This is a genomic window from Terriglobia bacterium, assembly GCA_020073085.1.
Classification (GTDB): Bacteria; Acidobacteriota; Terriglobia; order JAIQFV01; family JAIQFV01; genus JAIQFV01.
Genome location: JAIQFV010000058.1, coordinates 1 through 16,528, shown reverse-complemented (window position 1 = coordinate 16,528; position 16,528 = coordinate 1). Strand labels below are relative to the sequence as shown.

Annotated in this window: 16 protein-coding genes and 1 pseudogene; 5 read left to right on the top strand and 12 right to left on the bottom strand. The window is 52.1% G+C overall.

Annotated features, from left to right (window positions below; translation table 11 throughout):
* Positions 1 to 385 precede the first annotated feature (385 nt).
* From LAO21_23015 to LAO21_22985, 7 genes are all read right to left on the bottom strand, one after another.
* On the bottom strand, positions 386 to 943 hold the full coding sequence (locus LAO21_23015) for a hypothetical protein (GenBank protein MBZ5555588.1): 558 nt from the start codon (positions 941 to 943) through the stop codon (positions 386 to 388).
* A 287-nt stretch (positions 944 to 1,230) separates the two neighbouring features.
* Positions 1,231 to 1,614 (bottom strand): hypothetical protein, encoded by a 384-nt coding sequence (locus tag LAO21_23010; GenBank protein MBZ5555587.1) that lies wholly within the window; start codon positions 1,612 to 1,614, stop codon positions 1,231 to 1,233.
* Positions 1,615 to 2,229: 615 nt separating this feature from the next.
* Positions 2,230 to 2,796, bottom strand: coding sequence for a hypothetical protein (locus tag LAO21_23005; protein ID MBZ5555586.1), 567 nt, complete (start codon positions 2,794 to 2,796; stop codon positions 2,230 to 2,232).
* Between the two features lie 226 nt (positions 2,797 to 3,022).
* The gene (locus LAO21_23000; GenBank protein ID MBZ5555585.1) at positions 3,023 to 3,571 is read right to left on the bottom strand and encodes a hypothetical protein; all 549 of its coding nucleotides are present in this window, start codon (positions 3,569 to 3,571) and stop codon (positions 3,023 to 3,025) included.
* Positions 3,568 to 4,215, bottom strand: coding sequence for a hypothetical protein (locus tag LAO21_22995; protein ID MBZ5555584.1), 648 nt, complete (start codon positions 4,213 to 4,215; stop codon positions 3,568 to 3,570). The genes LAO21_23000 and LAO21_22995 overlap by 4 nt, the downstream gene beginning before the upstream one ends.
* A gap of 138 nt (positions 4,216 to 4,353) precedes the next feature.
* On the bottom strand, positions 4,354 to 5,067 hold the full coding sequence (locus LAO21_22990) for a hypothetical protein (protein MBZ5555583.1): 714 nt from the start codon (positions 5,065 to 5,067) through the stop codon (positions 4,354 to 4,356).
* The gene (locus tag LAO21_22985) at positions 5,058 to 5,612 is read right to left on the bottom strand and encodes a hypothetical protein (GenBank protein MBZ5555582.1); all 555 of its coding nucleotides are present in this window, start codon (positions 5,610 to 5,612) and stop codon (positions 5,058 to 5,060) included. Before LAO21_22985 ends, LAO21_22990 begins: the two co-directional genes overlap by 10 nt.
* 1,147 nt (positions 5,613 to 6,759) lie before the next feature.
* Here LAO21_22985 and LAO21_22980 point away from each other — a divergent pair.
* Positions 6,760 to 7,014: a hypothetical protein gene (locus tag LAO21_22980; protein ID MBZ5555581.1), complete on the top strand. Its 255-nt coding sequence runs from the start codon at positions 6,760 to 6,762 to the stop codon at positions 7,012 to 7,014.
* A 12-nt stretch (positions 7,015 to 7,026) separates the two neighbouring features.
* The gene (locus LAO21_22975; protein ID MBZ5555580.1) at positions 7,027 to 7,275 is read left to right on the top strand and encodes a hypothetical protein; all 249 of its coding nucleotides are present in this window, start codon (positions 7,027 to 7,029) and stop codon (positions 7,273 to 7,275) included.
* 47 nt (positions 7,276 to 7,322) lie between these two features.
* Here LAO21_22975 and LAO21_22970 read toward each other — a convergent pair whose 3' ends face one another.
* Positions 7,323 to 7,958 carry a hypothetical protein gene (locus LAO21_22970; GenBank protein MBZ5555579.1) on the bottom strand — a complete coding sequence of 212 codons (636 nt, stop codon included), beginning with the start codon at positions 7,956 to 7,958 and terminating at the stop codon, positions 7,323 to 7,325.
* A 678-nt stretch (positions 7,959 to 8,636) separates the two neighbouring features.
* A pseudogene (locus LAO21_22965) lies at positions 8,637 to 8,981 on the bottom strand (transposase).
* Positions 8,982 to 9,289: 308 nt separating this feature from the next.
* Here LAO21_22965 and LAO21_22960 point away from each other — a divergent pair.
* Together LAO21_22960 and LAO21_22955 are read left to right on the top strand one after the other, a co-directional pair.
* The gene (locus LAO21_22960; GenBank protein MBZ5555578.1) at positions 9,290 to 9,649 is read left to right on the top strand and encodes a hypothetical protein; all 360 of its coding nucleotides are present in this window, start codon (positions 9,290 to 9,292) and stop codon (positions 9,647 to 9,649) included.
* A gap of 127 nt (positions 9,650 to 9,776) precedes the next feature.
* Entirely contained in the window at positions 9,777 to 10,001 is a 225-nt protein-coding gene (locus tag LAO21_22955) for a hypothetical protein (GenBank protein ID MBZ5555577.1), read from the top strand.
* Positions 10,002 to 11,565: 1,564 nt separating this feature from the next.
* Here LAO21_22955 and LAO21_22950 read toward each other — a convergent pair.
* The 3 genes from LAO21_22950 to LAO21_22940 form a co-directional block, all read right to left on the bottom strand.
* On the bottom strand, positions 11,566 to 12,924 hold the full coding sequence (locus LAO21_22950; protein MBZ5555576.1) for a hypothetical protein: 1,359 nt from the start codon (positions 12,922 to 12,924) through the stop codon (positions 11,566 to 11,568).
* Positions 12,925 to 13,664: 740 nt separating this feature from the next.
* The gene (locus tag LAO21_22945) at positions 13,665 to 13,919 is read right to left on the bottom strand and encodes a BrnA antitoxin family protein (protein ID MBZ5555575.1); all 255 of its coding nucleotides are present in this window, start codon (positions 13,917 to 13,919) and stop codon (positions 13,665 to 13,667) included.
* Entirely contained in the window at positions 13,916 to 14,185 is a 270-nt protein-coding gene (locus LAO21_22940) for a BrnT family toxin (protein MBZ5555574.1), read from the bottom strand. The genes LAO21_22945 and LAO21_22940 overlap by 4 nt, the downstream gene beginning before the upstream one ends.
* Positions 14,186 to 15,726: 1,541 nt before the next feature.
* On the opposite strand from LAO21_22940, the gene LAO21_22935 reads away from it, so the two are divergent.
* Positions 15,727 to 16,401 carry a hypothetical protein gene (locus LAO21_22935; GenBank protein MBZ5555573.1) on the top strand — a complete coding sequence of 225 codons (675 nt, stop codon included), beginning with the start codon at positions 15,727 to 15,729 and terminating at the stop codon, positions 16,399 to 16,401.
* Positions 16,402 to 16,528 lie beyond the last annotated feature (127 nt).

Sequence of the window (16,528 nt, the reverse complement as noted above, 5' to 3'; positions counted from 1 at the left end):
GCGGGAAATCCGCCCGTCCAGTTCGATGAGCGGGATGTGGAAACGAAGCATGGCTGCGCTAGTGAGGCACCGGCAGACGAAAGGGCCGGACACACCGATAGGCACCGCCTAAACTCCCGCGCCACACCTCGACTCTACTCGATGCTGGGCATCGTTTTTCAGCGATATTGTTTGATGGTGGGAGCGCAACATGAATGTGTGTATTCGGATGTAGGGTCTCTCGGCTTCCAAGTTCCACATAATTCATCCGTCGAATTTCGAAAGGCACAGTATGTCTAACCACCAAGCTAAGGGGCGCAGGCCAAGCACGCCGGAACTGAAAAAGAAAGGCAGCTAATCCCGCGTCCCTCTTGAGCGCCTTGTTGGGCATTTATTGAGTTCCTTCTCAATTAGCACTCTCTTGATTAACAATTCTATTAGCAAGGTACATTTGATAAATAGGAAGTACGATCAATTGGACAGGCACAAAAACTATCATTACTAAGATGGAAAAAAAAGGACTAATGAAAAGGCTGGTCAAAAAAAGGAAATAGAAAAGAGCTGCACAAAATAGGGTGTTTAAGGTAAACGGGTTATCAGGCTCTCTTGACGCAAAGTATTGCCAAGGGCCTAGAGCCATGCCCCAAGACCACAATAGATAGGGAATATAACCGACAGCAATGTTGCCGGTATAAAAGCTTTTACACACAGAATAGGCGACAAAAATGGTCATGACCATCAAGATATTTGTGTAGAGCATAGAGAAATAACCAATGAAGTGACGTAAAGGATTCTTCTTCTTATAAAAGTGCGTAGCAAGCGCATCGATTGGCAGACTGGGTAACATTAATAAAGCAAATAGCCAGTGGGAAGCAAACAAAAACAGAAGACCAATTCCAATCAGGCCCCATTTACCTATAATCGCCAGCCAGATACCCCCAACAATGCCACTGGCAAAGTTCATCAGCATGATTGGGACGCTAAAAATGCTTACAATCCTATTTAACATAGCTGGCCCACCTAAAATCATGAGTTATTAAAGAAAGTGAATGGGGTGAGACCTGGAAATTGGACATTCCGAATCGATTTGTGATTTGTCGTATGCCCCGGTCTGACCACTTTTTCGACCGGAATGATCCACTGTTTTCTCATTTTTGTTCACGTCAACATAACGACCTGACGTTGAGCCGCCGCCCACCACCGCCAACACGAAAATCGAGCGGTTGCGCGGCGGGAGGCTCCAACGCCTTGTTAGGGGGCGCCGTGCCACTGTGCGTCCTCGAATGCCGCGGCGATGACTTCGCGCGTGATTGCCAAAAGCTCTCGGGTGCTCAGGTACATGGTCTCTATGTCGCGGCCGGCACCCTTTCCTCGGTGCGTGACATTGCACCGTACCTGATAGTAATACTCCAACGCCTTCTTGGCCGATCCTGATGGACTCAACTTCACTTTCTTTTCGTTGGCGGGATTGTCAACCCGATAGATAGTCCGCTGTCCCTTTACCTCTCGCCTCAAGGCGCGGTCAAACGCTGGCTCCTGCGCTAAGTTCTGAACCTTCCCCATCGCCTCCCCCGCGAGATGGTACCGCAGGGACGTGTACCGCTCGAGGATCGACCATAGTAAAAGATATGCCATCTGGAGTTGGAAGAGCAATGCGAAGTCTGGCGCCCCTGACTGTAGTTGTGATGGGATTATCTTAGCAACAACTTCGAGTCCTTCCTTGAACGTTGGATCGGCTCGTCCATTCCACTCTGGCGAATCCGGAACTACCGTCCCGTTGCTAAGGTCAGTTCCGACCAGCACGTTGGCGTCCTGCACATTACCTTTATCGAATTGAACTTTCGCGATTGACCATTTGTACTGGTAGTCGGGCTCAAGCTCGACGATCCTATAGTATGCCTGACCCGCTGATTCCGGTACGAATTGCAGTAGCGTCCCCCGCACAACTTGCCCATCGCTCTCTTGGTTGAGAAGTGGAAGGCCATCACGGATAAGTAGGCATCCCGGTGTTGCTGCTGGGGTCACTGCTTGTACAAAAGGCTTGATCCGGAGGAATCCGAGTTCACCAGGCCGAAAGACACCATACGCGAAAAGGGGCAAGAGGCTATTGCTCGGAAGATCCATGATTTCTCCGTTTCGTGATCCCGCCTAACGAGATGCGAAACCTGCGTTGCCACAAAGCTCTCAAAAACCACAAGGGCTATTCGGCTTCGGGTTGATGCAGGCGTTATGCCCTGCTGTTACTTTCATTTAGCCTTTGATTTGAATTCTCTTCAGCAAATCATTAAAGAAAAGAAGCTGAGAAACGTAATAAACTGAAAGAACCATCATGGTATAAGGGTCTTTTGCTTCATCATCCATCGTTTCTTTTCCAAGCAGATTCTTTAAGATGTGTTCAGAGAGGGGCCAGAGCTCGTTCGGACCTCTTTTCTCTTGTCGAGCAGCAGTATATTCTGCATATCTTGATGTAAGATACCGCCAAAAAACTTGTTTACCGGAGGTCTTGACAGCATTAGTTACGAAATTGATAAAAGCACCGTTCATGCTGTCTAATACCCGATATGTTTTATCCTCTGAATTTGCACTGGTCATCACAGCATTCATTGCAGCATACATTATTGTGACTTGCAGTTCGGCGTCAAATGTGTTTGGATTTGTAGTAGACCTAATCGACTTCAGAAGCTGGAGGTCTGGTTTTTCCAAATCTTCAGACATTGACTTACATGCACAGGCAAACAATAGAGTTCCCATTTCCTCGGGTGTCTGTGTTGCCCCCTTTTCTTTTCTTACAAATCCTAGTCGCTCCCAAAAAGACATTTATGTACCTCCTGTCCTTTTATGTTCCCTTTCTGGTCTGAATGCCTTCGGTTGTCCTTTTCCCTGGTTGTGGGGGCCAGCTAATTATGAGCGAATTGTTCGAAGAAAACGGGTAACACTTTCTTGTTTTGAGTGATAGTAATCAGTCCGTTTCTCTGTAGCCAGGTTTCCACAGCGCGACGTCGCCCTGCCCCGTCGGCTCCAGTTGCTGTTAGGCCGCGCCGTGTCAACGATTCAGGCGTGCAACTGGCGACCACGCGTTGAGCCATTTAGAAAAATCACGAAGCACGTTTGAGAACTCGCCCATCGAGATCAACAGCTGGTCGCTCCGCTTGAGCCCTCGGGTTTCCCAACACTGCTTGTCTTCCGTCACCCAAAAGTACGTCTGGAGAATTTTTTGAGGTCCGTGAATCCTCTGCAAGCGCCTGAGCAAATCCTTCGGCGGAACCACGACGTAATCCACGCTGCGGCTCGCAAACCCCTGGAGGACGAACACCCAATAGTCGACGACCGAGCGCCGCAGCTTCTCGCGATCCAGTTTCCACCACCCACATGCCCGCAAGCCGCGCTGGAATTCTGGCCCCATGTGGGTGACCAGGAAGTCCTTGGAGAACTTGACCTGAAGTGATACTGCACGGCGGTTGCGGCGGTCGGAGACGAGCAGGTCTACTCCAGTATCCCGAGACGGAACCCATACGTTGACGTGCCGAAACTGCTGCTCGATATGTGAGCCGACCAGGTATTCCCCGGCATGGATCGTGAACAGTGGCTTCATTTCCTGTCCTCGTGTAGTCTAACGTCTGGCACGTGACCCGGCAGGACGTTTTTCTCAGGACTCATCGGCAGCACCAAGTTGTCAGGTGGAGCGTAGACATAAACTCTAATCTTCCTCCAACCATCCTCGGTGAGCAATTTATCGAGTGTCTCGCGAAATCTTTTGCGCCGCCCTGTGAGCGTCTGCTTGGGAGAATGTTCTCCTGGAATAATCCTGCTTACCAGAATTCGCACGCTGCCATTTTCACCCCACTTCAATCGCTGGTCTTGTTTGTGGTCAACGATTAACTGAACAATTCCCTCGGCGATGGGACGCAGATCGAGGCTGGGCTGCATAGGGTACACCTGTCTGTGACCAGACTCATAGCAGTTAGCTGTCTCATCCTGAATATTGATTTTCCAGTTGTGAAGCTCGGCTCTTGTCGATCCAAGCACAGTTTCCCCATGGCGCTCAAGAGTGAAAAACAGATTCGGTGGATCCCAAACAACATCCTCCATCCGGCCATGCAGCTTATATGGAGCCATCCCTTCCGTCTCACTTCCTTCAAATTCGTCCCAGCATCCTGCTAGAAGACGTTCTAACTCGGCGGTATTTTTTATCGCACCCCGTATTATCGACATTAAGTAGTTACGTAACTCTTTCATGGCTACCTCCCCACATGTTTCACTTGCCGTCTCACGTCTGGCGCGTCGCCCCGGCAGCGCGCTCCCTAGCCGTCGTCCTATCGTCCCATGTTTTGTTTTTCCAGTAGTGTGTGTTGAGTAACGCTGGCAGGAGCAACGTCAATGGAGCGATCTCATGAAATCGACCGCTCGCTCGGTATAACTCGGGACCACCCACCGTGTTGGGCTACGCTGAAAACTAATCTTTCCACCAAAACCTCCAAAAACCTTCTGCATTTTCGGAGAAAGAACCTTTAAAGGCTGCCCCGTTCGATCGTGCCCCATCACACTCATTAACACTGCCCTTTTCAGAAGGCGGCTCTTTGCAGACCCTTTGACCAAGACAAGTTTATCTCTTTGGTGCTGAAAAACCTTCTTATGTAGTACATGAAAGTTTGCGGCAAAAAGATGGTGGAGTTCTCCTTTGCTGAATTCGGAGGCCATCCCTGCTGCCAAGACGTCGAAATAGCCCATCAAATAAAGCCCTGGCGCCGATCTGAAATCCCATCCCTCCAGTCCACAGTAGAAAATCAGCATATCACCTCGTCGAAGATGTCTCAGCCCTGCCTTGGGAGGCGTCGGATCTCCGTAGGTAAAGGTCGTGAAGTCAGGATCCAAATGGATAGACTGCCTCATCATCTTGGCCTGTCGGCGTTCGGAGAAGTACTCAATAAGGGGCCTTCCATGTCGACCTTCGAAGTTCCCGTATGTTCGGGCGTCAATTCCCCATCGATCCGGTATCGGGACAAACTCAAAGGAACCGTTAGGGAACAGCGGTCCTTGCATTCCACCTGCCCCAGCGTCGATTCCAACACGTACCATTGCTACCCGCATGCATTCGCTCCACATCGTGAGTCAAAAAAATGGTTGGGCATGCAAGGCTTCCCGTGGATCCCCATTCTGTAGGTCTGCTTCAGCCAACTCATAAAGGATTCAATGAACTCTTGACTGAAATCATTCCTAAAGGCCGGCCCTTTCTTCTCAAGCGGATAATCCCGGAACTTCTTCGGTAACTTTGGCGCACTCCTCCCAAAATAATAGAAATGCTTGGAAATGAGCGCATACCGACCGACGATCTCCGATCTACTGTGATGGTTATCCTTCCGCCCCCGAAACCGCCTCGCAGCACTGTACTGACGAAGGGACATTTTCTTATCCACCCTCATTGCATACACCAATCTTTTGTGACCAGCACTTTTTCTCAGATTCACGCCTCCTGTACCTACCACCCAGTCATCTTCCTCTGCCAGCTCAATCACATTCTTTCGCTTCGCCCCTTTTTTCCGGTACTTGCAATTCACAAGAGTACAGTAACCGCCAAAAGGATACGGAGCATCACCGCGATCATGCTCCACCACATATGAATAAAGTGTTGTCATTCGAAAATTCTCCCTAAATCTGAGCGGATTAATAAATCTCAAATCGACATTCTCCAGGGATTAAATAGTCTGTCCAAGTGATTGGGTCGTGAGCTTCTGACCTCAATGGTCCTCCAGATACTCCTATCAGATCCTCACAAAATTTTTGCAATCATATTTTTCGACAAGGGCCGGAGATGTGGGGTCTAAGGAGGTGCAGTTCCTCACTTCTAAACGGCTGCCACTTCGCTTTTCAGCGGCTGCAGCACTCCTCCCTTATCGTCATAAGACAAGGATGGCATTAAGGATATTTGTGGGCTAAGTTGCAAAGCGGGGGTCAGATCGGGACTTTGGACAATTGCGAGTGCGCGAGTGCAAGGAGCTCCATTAATTGGGGATCTTTCTTTAATCGCGCTTGGAAGCGGAGGATGCCCTTGCTGACTGCCCAGGAGAAAGCCGGGGTCAGATCGGGACTATGGACAATTGTGAGTTCGAATTGCCCGGGGTCACACATCTGTGCGCCAAGGAAGCTTGGCGTCAGCTTGCCGGGTGAGAGTCCCGGTCGGGAAAGGTTTAGCCAGCCACCCGTAGCGAGTCTTGCAGGGAGGAAGGAGGCAGTCGGTGCAGTCGCCGAACAACCTCTCTGAAGCGTAGACAGCGAAGTCCGCAGGCCACAGGGAAGAGGCACCTTCCCGAAGCGTAGTCAGCCTCGTTAAACAAAGCGGGGGTCAGATCGGGACTTTGGACAATTGCGAGTGCGCGAGTGCAAGGAGCTCCATTAATTGGGGATCTTTCCTTAATCGCGCTTGGAAGCGGAGGACCATATCTCGCCCCCAGTCCCCGTGCCGATTGGAGAATTGATCCCATCCTTCGGTCTTAATCCGCTCGACGGCTTCCACCACGGCCGCAAACCCCGGTCTTCTCTTCAACTGTCGCAGACTGGATTGCTCGTGCTCATAATTGCCCGGGGCCAGGTCTATTTATTTTTCAATTGCAAACGGCACTGACTTTGTAATGGTATAATCAAATTGTAATCCCCCCCAACATTCAGCGTCTTTCAATCACCCCCGGACTGGAGTCACCATGGCTCGGCCACTGCGTATCCAGTGGGAGGGGGCCTGGTACCATATCACGTTGCGCGGTCAGGAGCAGGGAAGTTCAAAGTTCAATGTTCAAAGTTCCAAGTCATCGAACGGAGGCCATTCAGGTGGATCCTGATTTCGGGAATCTCATTCTATTCACCGCAGAGAGCGTCAGGGCGCAGAGCTTTTGGGAATCGTTAATAACGCCTTGGGACCAACTGGCGGCCCAGGTGGTTTTGGGAAGCCAGGAGTTTGTGGATAGTCTTCGGGACCGGGTGCAGGGGAACGAGCGGGAACAGCGCGAGCTGCTCGGCTTCACTCAGCGGCCTGATTTCCTGTAGGTCATCGGCGCCGTGGAGCGATGGAAGGGAGAACGCTGGCAGGCGTTCGTGAATCGTCACGGGGACTGGAGGCGAGACTTGGCGCTGTCTCTGGCTTACGAGTATTGCGGACTGACGCTCCAACAACTCGGTGCTTTGGTCGGCGGATTGGATTATGTGTCCATCTCCGGAGCGGTCCGTCGGTTTCGACAACGCATGGAGCACGATGCGACGCTGGCGCAGGCCTTCCAACAACTTAGCTGCCAATTGAAGAATAAATAGACCTGGCCCTTGGTTTTGGTGGCCCTTGGTTTTGCTTGGTTTTGATCTTAGCGACAGCCGGTTCGATTCGGTTTTTTAGGACCACTCTGGAACAGAGTTCTTCCCACCCTCTCTCGGAGGTCTTCATATTTTTCTTCCCGCTCGCGAATTGATAGAGGCTTGTGATTTCCAGGCAGTGCGTCGACGTAATTTCGTGCGATGTCTTTTCGAGGCGCCGCTTTGCGGAGGCGCTCATAGACCTTAATCAATTCGTTGGCTATCGAAGATTCGAGCGGGCGTCTTCGTGACCGGAACCTACTTGCAAATTGGGCTACGCAAGAATCGCGGGCGGTGTCAGAAATAAAGCGTTTGAGCTGAATAAAATCCGATCGCCCCTCGTTGTCTACGAGCAGAGGTGCTGCCTTGTAACGAAATGGCATCGTCCTTGGAGACCAGAGAGCTTCACCAATCTTTTCGAGGGAGCGAATTGGTGGGGTAAGCAATACCAACCTTGTGCCTTCCATCCCTCCCTGAGCAAAGGCCAAGCGAACGCCGATGAGTTCTTTGGTTTTCTTGGGGTTCAAGAGATTCTTGTCGTGACATCCGGTAATGCCAAAACTCCCAAATTCCCAGAAAGGATCGTCTCTTGGGTCACGTTTGTTTGGCCGACGGAGATGAACAATGATGATTTTTTGATCTGACATTAGTTGTTCCTCGGTGTTAATTTAATATTCTGCCTCAAAAACCAGCGGTAAAACTTCTTGGGTTTAAGGAAAAGGGGCGGACGGGCGCTCCGTTGAATAAACCCATCCTTGACCGTGAGCCCGCCCCATTTCTTCAATAATTCCTTCGTGACCCGGTATGCCCCATTTCGCCACTACCATATCTCGCCCCCAGTCCCCGTGCCGATTGGAGAATTGATCCCATCCTTCGGTCTTAATCCGCTCGACGGCTTCCACCACGGCCGCAAACCCCGGTCTTCTCTTCAACTGTCGCAGACTGGATTGCTCGTGCTCATCGCCTTGCGCTTTGAGCGCCAAGTCTCGGACAAAAGCTTCATCCCCCAACGCCACCTGCGCCTGCAACTGGTCCCACGGGATCTGGATCAGGCCCTCCCGTGCGGCCGACTCCACATACTCCCGATACCTCTCCAGGCGCTGCCCCTCCGCTCCCCCCAGCCACGCCAGCACCGCGTGGGTGCTTAACCATGCGGGCACCGGCTCCAGGCCAATGTAGGCGCGATAGGAACTCCACCGGTAGTTCCTCAAAAACTCAATGCGATCCCTCCACACAGCGATCCCCAGTTCCCTCCCTGCTCCCACTTGATTTCGTCGCCGACTCGGCTTGTTCAAGGCGAAGCGTTCGACGCGAATAGGATTGAGGTGCACATAACGACTCAGTTCCAACCCCCAGCGTTGCGGCTCCACGATGATGGCTTTGAACCGCCCTTGCAGGAGGTGTCCCGCCCGCCGGTGTCGCCCATTGAACCAGCTGCTGTACCCACTATTCAACCATTGCATGGCGCGGCTGAGGTTCGCTTCCAGCGTCTCTAGCAGCCCATGCCAATGATTGTCCATGAGGGTGTAGACATGCAGACGCAGGCGATACCGCTCCGTCATTTCGCTGAGCCGGCCCATAAATTCTCGCCGATCCTCATCATCACGAAAAATCAGCTGCCGCTCATTCCCTCTCGAAGTAATGTGATACCATCCCCCTTCGCACTGAATGCGTAACGGTCTGGCCGTGGGAACTCCGTTTCGGGGGAAGGTTTGAAGTAGTAGATCGTCTCCGTCCTGGGGGGTACTGGCCCATTATACTCCGTTCGCCTGGGGGAGGATCAATAAATGTGTTCCGCATCAGCGGGGCGGGTGCCGACCCAGGGAATGTCCAAAGTCCCTGGGATTTTATAAATAATGTGAAATCATTATCTTGTATTGATATCATAAAATTTATGTTGACAATATAAGACTATAATACTAGTATGATATTATATTTTGAGGAGGGAGCTAATGTATGCCACAAGGCAGGTAGGTGAATGCTAGAAAACCAATTGGCGGTATTGATTCTCTTACCAAGGTTTTACAACCCCGATGCAAGGGGGAGACGAAAGCGCGTAGAGCAGGAGAAGTTTAAAGAGACAATCGAGGAAATTATAAAGCGATTTGGTGCATGCCTACTTGATGACCGAAATACGAGAACCGGCTTTTGGGTTGATCGCGGAATCCTTATGGAGGACGACATAGTGATTCTTGAAGTCGACACAGTTGATGACGAAGAGAACAGGAATTGGTTCATTACGTACGCACAAGAAGTACTTTGCGTACGGTTTGGGCAAAGGGGCATATATGTTCGGTTTTTCGCTGTTGAAGCAGGTGTGGTCAGAAGTAAGGACTAGTACCCTGAGGCTGGAGAGCTCTCCAATCAGCGCTGATGCAATCCATGTCTCAACCATGTTCGGAGTGATCTCCAAACCTGAACTCAGTCTAAACAGAGTTTAAATTTAAAAAGAAAGAAGATTTCCAATGCGTGACAAAAAATTAGATAATCCGGTTACTTTGTTTGCCGCAATTGAGTCGACCCAACACGATATTTTGCGAACCCTCGCGTTCAAGCAGAGGCGGTCTCTGGCCGATATTGTCCGCGAAGCTATTGGGGAGTATGTGGCGCGGCAACCTGAGGAATACAAGGACTCTGCAGGCATTCGGGTGATTGAGCAGAAGACCAGGAAGTTGTCTGCTGCCGACTAAGGCGAGCGTGTGAGCCTTCATCAGCCTCCACATGATTTTCCGGTCAGGTCTAAATTTTCAATTGTTCTCCTGTAAAGGTGTCAAAATTGAAAATTTAGACTGGACCGAAGCGGGGGGTCACATCGGGACATTGGACAATTGCGAGTTCGCGAGGGCAAGGAGGTCCCTCAGTGGGGGATCTTTCTTTAATCGCGCTTCGAAGCGGAGCATTTCCGGATCATTCAAGCACCGTCGACATTTTGGGATTTACCGCAGAGGCACCGAGGCGCTGAGGTTCCGGTCAGATCTTTCTGGTTTTCTCGTCTCTCGAAAAATCAGCTGCCGTCCGCCGCGGCGGATAATGTGATACCATCCCCCTTCTTGCTGATTACGTAGCGGCCTGGCCATGGGAACTCCGCTTCGGGGGAAGGTTGGAAGTGCAGGATCGTCTTCTTGCTGGGAAAAGGGGACAGACACCTCTATCCAAGCAATCTTCAAATTTCTCTAAGAGCAGGTGTCTGTCCCCATACATCAATCAATGCGCTTCGGATTGGTTGGGTGGTCGCCGATCCATGGAATGTCCAAAGTCCCGATCTGACCCTAGGATTTTTATTAATGCGGGAACTAAGTGAAAAAAGGCTCAAGCAATTGAAATTTTTTTTGAAGGTTCCGGGTCGAGGGGCAAGAACCAGGGGGCGTTGGGGTCAGGCGCAGACAGCCGGCAATCTATGATTCACCGCAGAGACGCGGGGGGCGCGGAGGGGTTAGGTAATAGGTATTAGATGATAGGGAATAGGGAAAGACAGTTCAAAGTTCGACCCGCCACGGCGGCCAGGAGTTCAAAGTTGAGAAGCGGATTTCCAGGCCCAACCTGCTATCACGGCCAGGAGATCAAAGTTCAAGACCGTGTTTCCGTTTCTGGATTTGAAAAGTGGGGTCGGACCAAGCGAAGTATTCTTAACAAAGAGGATAACTTTTAAGACGGGGCGTTTTTGGCGCGTAAACGACCCTTTTCGAGATCAGTAATTACCGCCGAGGCGCCGAGGGCGCAGAGTCGCGGAACCAAGAATCCGAGCCAGGCTAGGCGCCGCTATAATTTTCCTCCAAGATCTTCGATCTTGATGCCTTGACCGGCCCTGACCTTCTGTCTTTCGGGATTGTCCCGAATTTCCCTAGCCTTCCTCCATGGACTGCATCCTTACTGGAGTGCACCCCCAAAGTGAGACAGATAAAGATAGGGACAATTCTGCAAGGGGAGGATGCCGGTCCGTGAAAATTGCGAGCCTTCGGAAAACTGGTGCCTGTCCCGAATTTTCAGGACCAATCGTAAGTACTGCGCGGTCGGCTCAGGGCGAGTAGCACAACCTGGGACGCGATGAAGTTGTCTTCCACAAGGTGATGAACATATTCCGCAATTGACCGTCCTTCCGCGCCACCCTGGACAGCCAGTCCACGACTGTCCAAACCGCGGATGGATTGTCGGATGCGATTGGGAATTGCGGACCCCCCTATGACGACGACGGGTGTCTTCAGGGCAGTTCCCTTTCCAGCGGGGTTGAATTCAAGGTCCTGGGCTCGTGCGGCTTCACGGTGAGCGCGGCCCTCGATCCATTCCCACTACCAGCCTCAATTTTCCGGAGGCCTCTCGCTCGATCTCCTTCACCGTTTCAAAGGCGACTGTGGTGTGTGAATCAAACAGAGTTCGAATGCGTTCTCTGATGAGGCTCTCCGCCGGCTCCCCGTATCCTTCTTCCGGTTCAATCTTGACCCGCAGACGAGAGGCGTCAGTCTGCACTATTTGAAAAGCTCTTACACCGAGGTTGTTGCTCTTCACCTCTTTGAAAATGGACGCAAAGAAATCCCCATGAAACATCTTCCCCTGACGGTTGTAAATCATATCGTAGGCACGGCCGGCGATCCTGCTGATGATGGGCAGAGCCCTTCCGCAGGCGCAGACGCTGGGACTCAATGCCGCAAAGTCTCCCACCTGATAACGGATCAACGGCATCATCTTATTGTTTAGCTCGGTAACGACCACTTCTCCAAATTCTCCAGCTTGGCACGAACGACCCCTATCCAGAATTTCGACAAGAAGGTTTTCACTATTAATGTGAAATGAGCCTTTCTCGCATTCCTGCGCGATCGGCCCGACCTCGCCACAGCCGTACAAATCGAAAACGGGGCAGGCGAATACTTCCTCGAGCAAGCCACGGTGATAACCGGTCAAGACCTCGGCCGAGGTCACAACACAGTGGAGTGGAAAGGACAGCTTGCGCCTCCTCCTCTTGAGGAACTCGGCGTATTCCACCAGCATGGAAACGAATCCGACCAGATACTTGGGATGGAATCTTTCGAGGCGACTGGTATACGAAATCATCGTCTCTTCATCGAATGCGGATGCAGAGCAGCGCAATTGGTGCAACGCGAAATCTATCAAGCGCGTTCTGATTCTCTCCTTGGGTGAATAGGGAACCGTCCAAAATCGTCCTTGTCGATCCCCAATATCGATCCCCGCCCAGGAGTAACCCCGCCAAAGAGCTGCCAGCTCATGTGCCCGGGCTTCGTGAGTTTTCCAGACCGTGACAGGAATTCCCGTTGATCCGCTCGTTGACCTTATGACCCGGCCGTGGAAGTGCTCCGCGCTCTTGAGCAAATGGCCCCTCGACCAAAGGATTTCTTTCGTTAGGAGAGGGAGTGTTTGAAATTCCAAGGACGATTTCGAAAGGGTTCCGGCCTGGTCAAAGAGCTCACGGTAATAGGGAACGTTGGTCCGAACATACGACAGGAGCTCTTCCAATTTTCCTTCTTGGAGGGACCGGAGCTGTTCGCGATCGTACCATTGGCTGGCTTTGAAGCGCGATAATCGGCTGGGAACGAATTCCCGTCTCGCGCCCATGATCGGATAGTAAACAAGATACTTGAAGATTTTGTTGTTGATCCCCATGCAAGATGATCTCGCGTCTTAGGAATTCATCAACCCGAACACTGGACAGATTCCGTGATGCCCTTACCATTGGACCATCTGAAGGGCCCGCTGGTTCATGCAACATTATAGATTCGAATTGGCGTCGGAAAAAGGACCAAACCGTTAAGCCACGATGGGCAGGCGCTATGAAAGCGGGAGTGGACTCCCGCACTCCGAAAGGGAAGAACATGTTGAGGTTTGGCTCCACATTCTCATTTCACCCCGATGGAATGAATGTCGGGGTCGGACCAAGCGAAGTATTCTCAACGAAGCGGATAACTTCCCAAACAGGGTGCTTTTGAGGCTCAAACGGCCCTTTTCGAGATCAGTAATCACCGCGGAGACGAAGAGCCGCGGAGGGTTTAGGTGAAGGGGATAGGGAAAAGCACTTCAAAGTTCCATGTTCAAAGTTCAAAGTCGAACAACGGAAATCAAAGACAGTCGGATCAGGCGCAGGCATTCGACAATGGATTCATCCACAGATTTCGCGGATGATGCAGAATAAGAACCAGTTCAAAGTTCCAGGTTCAACCCGCCACGGCGGCCAAGGGTCCACAATTCAAAGTCAAGGAGCCAAAAACCCAAGCTTGTCGTAGAAAAGGGACTGTCCCTAGGGACAGTCCCTAAGAATTTGCAAGTAAAATCATCTTTCTTGCCTAAGCCGGACATTTCTTTAGCCGCCGATGAAGCCTGGCGGCTGTATTGCTTCGTAGGATGACCTATGCGGAGTGACGCATCTCTTCACGAATTACTCGGCGGAGTGTTTCTTCGATTGGTTCCCCACACTTTTCGATGTAGTCGTGGAGCGCCTTGTTGATCATGGTTTGGTAACTGCCACCCCCCTGCTTATCCACGGTTTCTCTGAACCATCCAATTACTTCGTTGTCGATTCGAATGGTGATTCGTGTCTTTCCGGGTGGAGTCCGGATGACGGCGCCCCTCTTGCCCTTCCTGAAGTCATATTCCTTTTTCATTTTCTCTCCTCGTACTGCGCACGCTCCCGTGCGGTTCCTTTTCTTGCCGAGATGATTCTTACTCGATCGCCACGCCCTGTGTACACAACGATGAGGATTCTGCCGATTGCGTCAAGCCCCAGCGTGATATGTCGTTGCTCTTCTGTGGATAGATCTTCGATCGTCATAGCGTTTGAATCTGAAAGAACTTCAACGGCGTCTGCGAACGAAATTCCATGTTTTTTGAGGTTTCCATAGGCCTTGTCCGGATCCCACTCGAACGTCATGTCCCAACTGTATGTACGTATGTGCATATTGTCAAGGTCTACTTTTCTGCAGTGCGTATCCAGGGAGGTAAAGAAATTCGTCGCCGGACCCGAACTAATTTCGCTCTTTCAAACTGCAGCCGGGCTCCCCAAGCTAATTCACCCAAGGCTGAAATCCCTCCCACGTAAGTGGGGGGATCGTTCAAATCCAGCCTACATCAAGACGCCGTCGCGTGTCTAAATAGCCCCGGCGTGAGCCGGAGCCATTTAGGTCTAAATTTTCAATTGTTCTCCTCCAGAGGTGGCAAAATTGAAAATTTAGACTGGACCGCATTGGGCGTATGGTTGTTGCCATTTTCCCTCCAGGCATTCCCGACAAAAGCGTTTTCCTTTCCAGAAAGTGATGTACACTATCTCCTGTTCCCCCCGCCGCAGATCGGTTAATCCCTAAGCCCCCCCCGATGGAATTCCCATGGTCAGACCGTTACGGATGGAGGGGGCGGGGTGTTGGTACCACATCACCGCAAGAGGAAACGAAGGTCGCGCGATGTTCTGGGAGGACCAAGATCGATCGGAGTTTCTCAGAAAAGTGGCCGAGATGATGGCGCGGTTCCCAGGGCTGCGGCACGCCTTCGTCCTCTTGGAGACGCACTCTTATCTCTTGCTGCAAACCGTGGAGCCTTTGGGTCAGAGACTGACATTCGACAATTCATGACATACCGCAGGGGCGCGGAGGGCGCGGAGATTTTAGGTCATAGGTGATGGGTATTAGGGAAAGGCAGTTCAAGCCGCCCCGGCGGCCAGGAGTTCAAAGTCGAACAACGGAATTCCAAGACAGTCGGATCAGGCACAGGCATTTGACATTTGTTTCATCCACAGATTTCACGGATGACGCAGGATGTGAGGGTCAGATCGGGACTTTGGGTGTGCTGAGCAGCGCGTTGTTCAGGAGGGTTAAAGTCCCTCTGGCGCTCAGATGAGGGGCGCCATATCCAAAAGCGGGAGTAATGCCTCGCTGGCCGGAAAGGGGAAGAAGGTATGGAGAAGCCTAAACGGGCACGAAGGCGAAAGCTGGACACCGCCAAGGCGGACCTGAAGCCAATCCCCGTAGTACTCCGGAGGGCAGGGTGTCCACCGTGAGGTGGAATCCGAAGGGCATGAGGAGAAGTACCGGGCCGTAATCAATGGGGGCGACCCCGACGATGAACCGGTCGGCCAAAGGTGGGGACAGGTCGAGCCTGCCCAAAGAAGGCGAAGGCGTTCTCATTCACCCCACCGCACCACGGTGTTTGCGGACGGCACGGTACGGAAGAACAGCGTGTGACCTCAGGAGGACTGGCAGGGTCTCCGGGTGGCACCGGAGTCAGCGAACCTATAAGCGAAAGCGAAGGGGCGAGCGACGCTCTGTCAGTAGACGGACGGCTGTGTAGTACCGGAAGCGCGGCTAAAACCGCGTGATCCTCCACGGAGGACGACGGCAGTGGGTCGGGGAAGGCAGCCGGCGAAGTGGGTCGGGAAGGAAAGAAAGCCAGCGAGTAAGGGCGAGGAGGAGGATCAGTTCCATGAGGGAAAAACCCGTACATCCCCGTTCGAGGAGACTGGTGGACTGGATCAACCCGACCGGAGCAAAGAAGGTCCACTCATTGATCGACAAGGTGTACCAGCGGAAGAACCTGGAGATGGCCTGGGAGCAAGTCAAAGCCAATCGGGGCAGTGGAGGGGTGGATGGGCAGAATCTCAAAGGCTTCGAGACGCAACTCGACCCGCAGTTGGATCGATTGCAGACGGAGCTGAGAGAGGACACCTATCAGCCCCAACCGGTGCGGCAGGTACAGATTCCGAAGGCGGGCAAGGTGGGAGCGTTTCGCACGTTGGGCATTCCGACGATCTATGATCGGGTCTGCCAGCAAGCGCTCCTCAACCGGTTGGAGCCCGTCTTCGAGCCGGTGTTCGATGAAGCCAACTTCGGATATCGGCGAGGGCGATCGACCAAGGATGCCCTGCGCAAAGTGTGGAAGGAGATACAAAGCGGGAGGGAGTGGATCGTGGATGCCGACCTGAAGGACTTCTTCGGGTCGGTGAATCACGAGAAACTGCTGACGCTGGTGGCCCGACGGATAGCGGATGGTCGAGTGCTGCGCCTGATTCAGGCCATGCTCCAGGCCGGAAGCTATGGACGCGGGCGGCTCTTTCCGAGCGAGCGCGGGACTCCGCAGGGTGGAGTGATTACCCCCTGAACGCAAAAGATAACTTCGAGTTTTCCCGGAAAGTGAAGTTCACGAGAAGAAAACAAAACGCTTGACTTGTGTCACAATAAGTTGTATATATATGTCACATGTCCAGAGCAAGCGATATGCAAAAAGC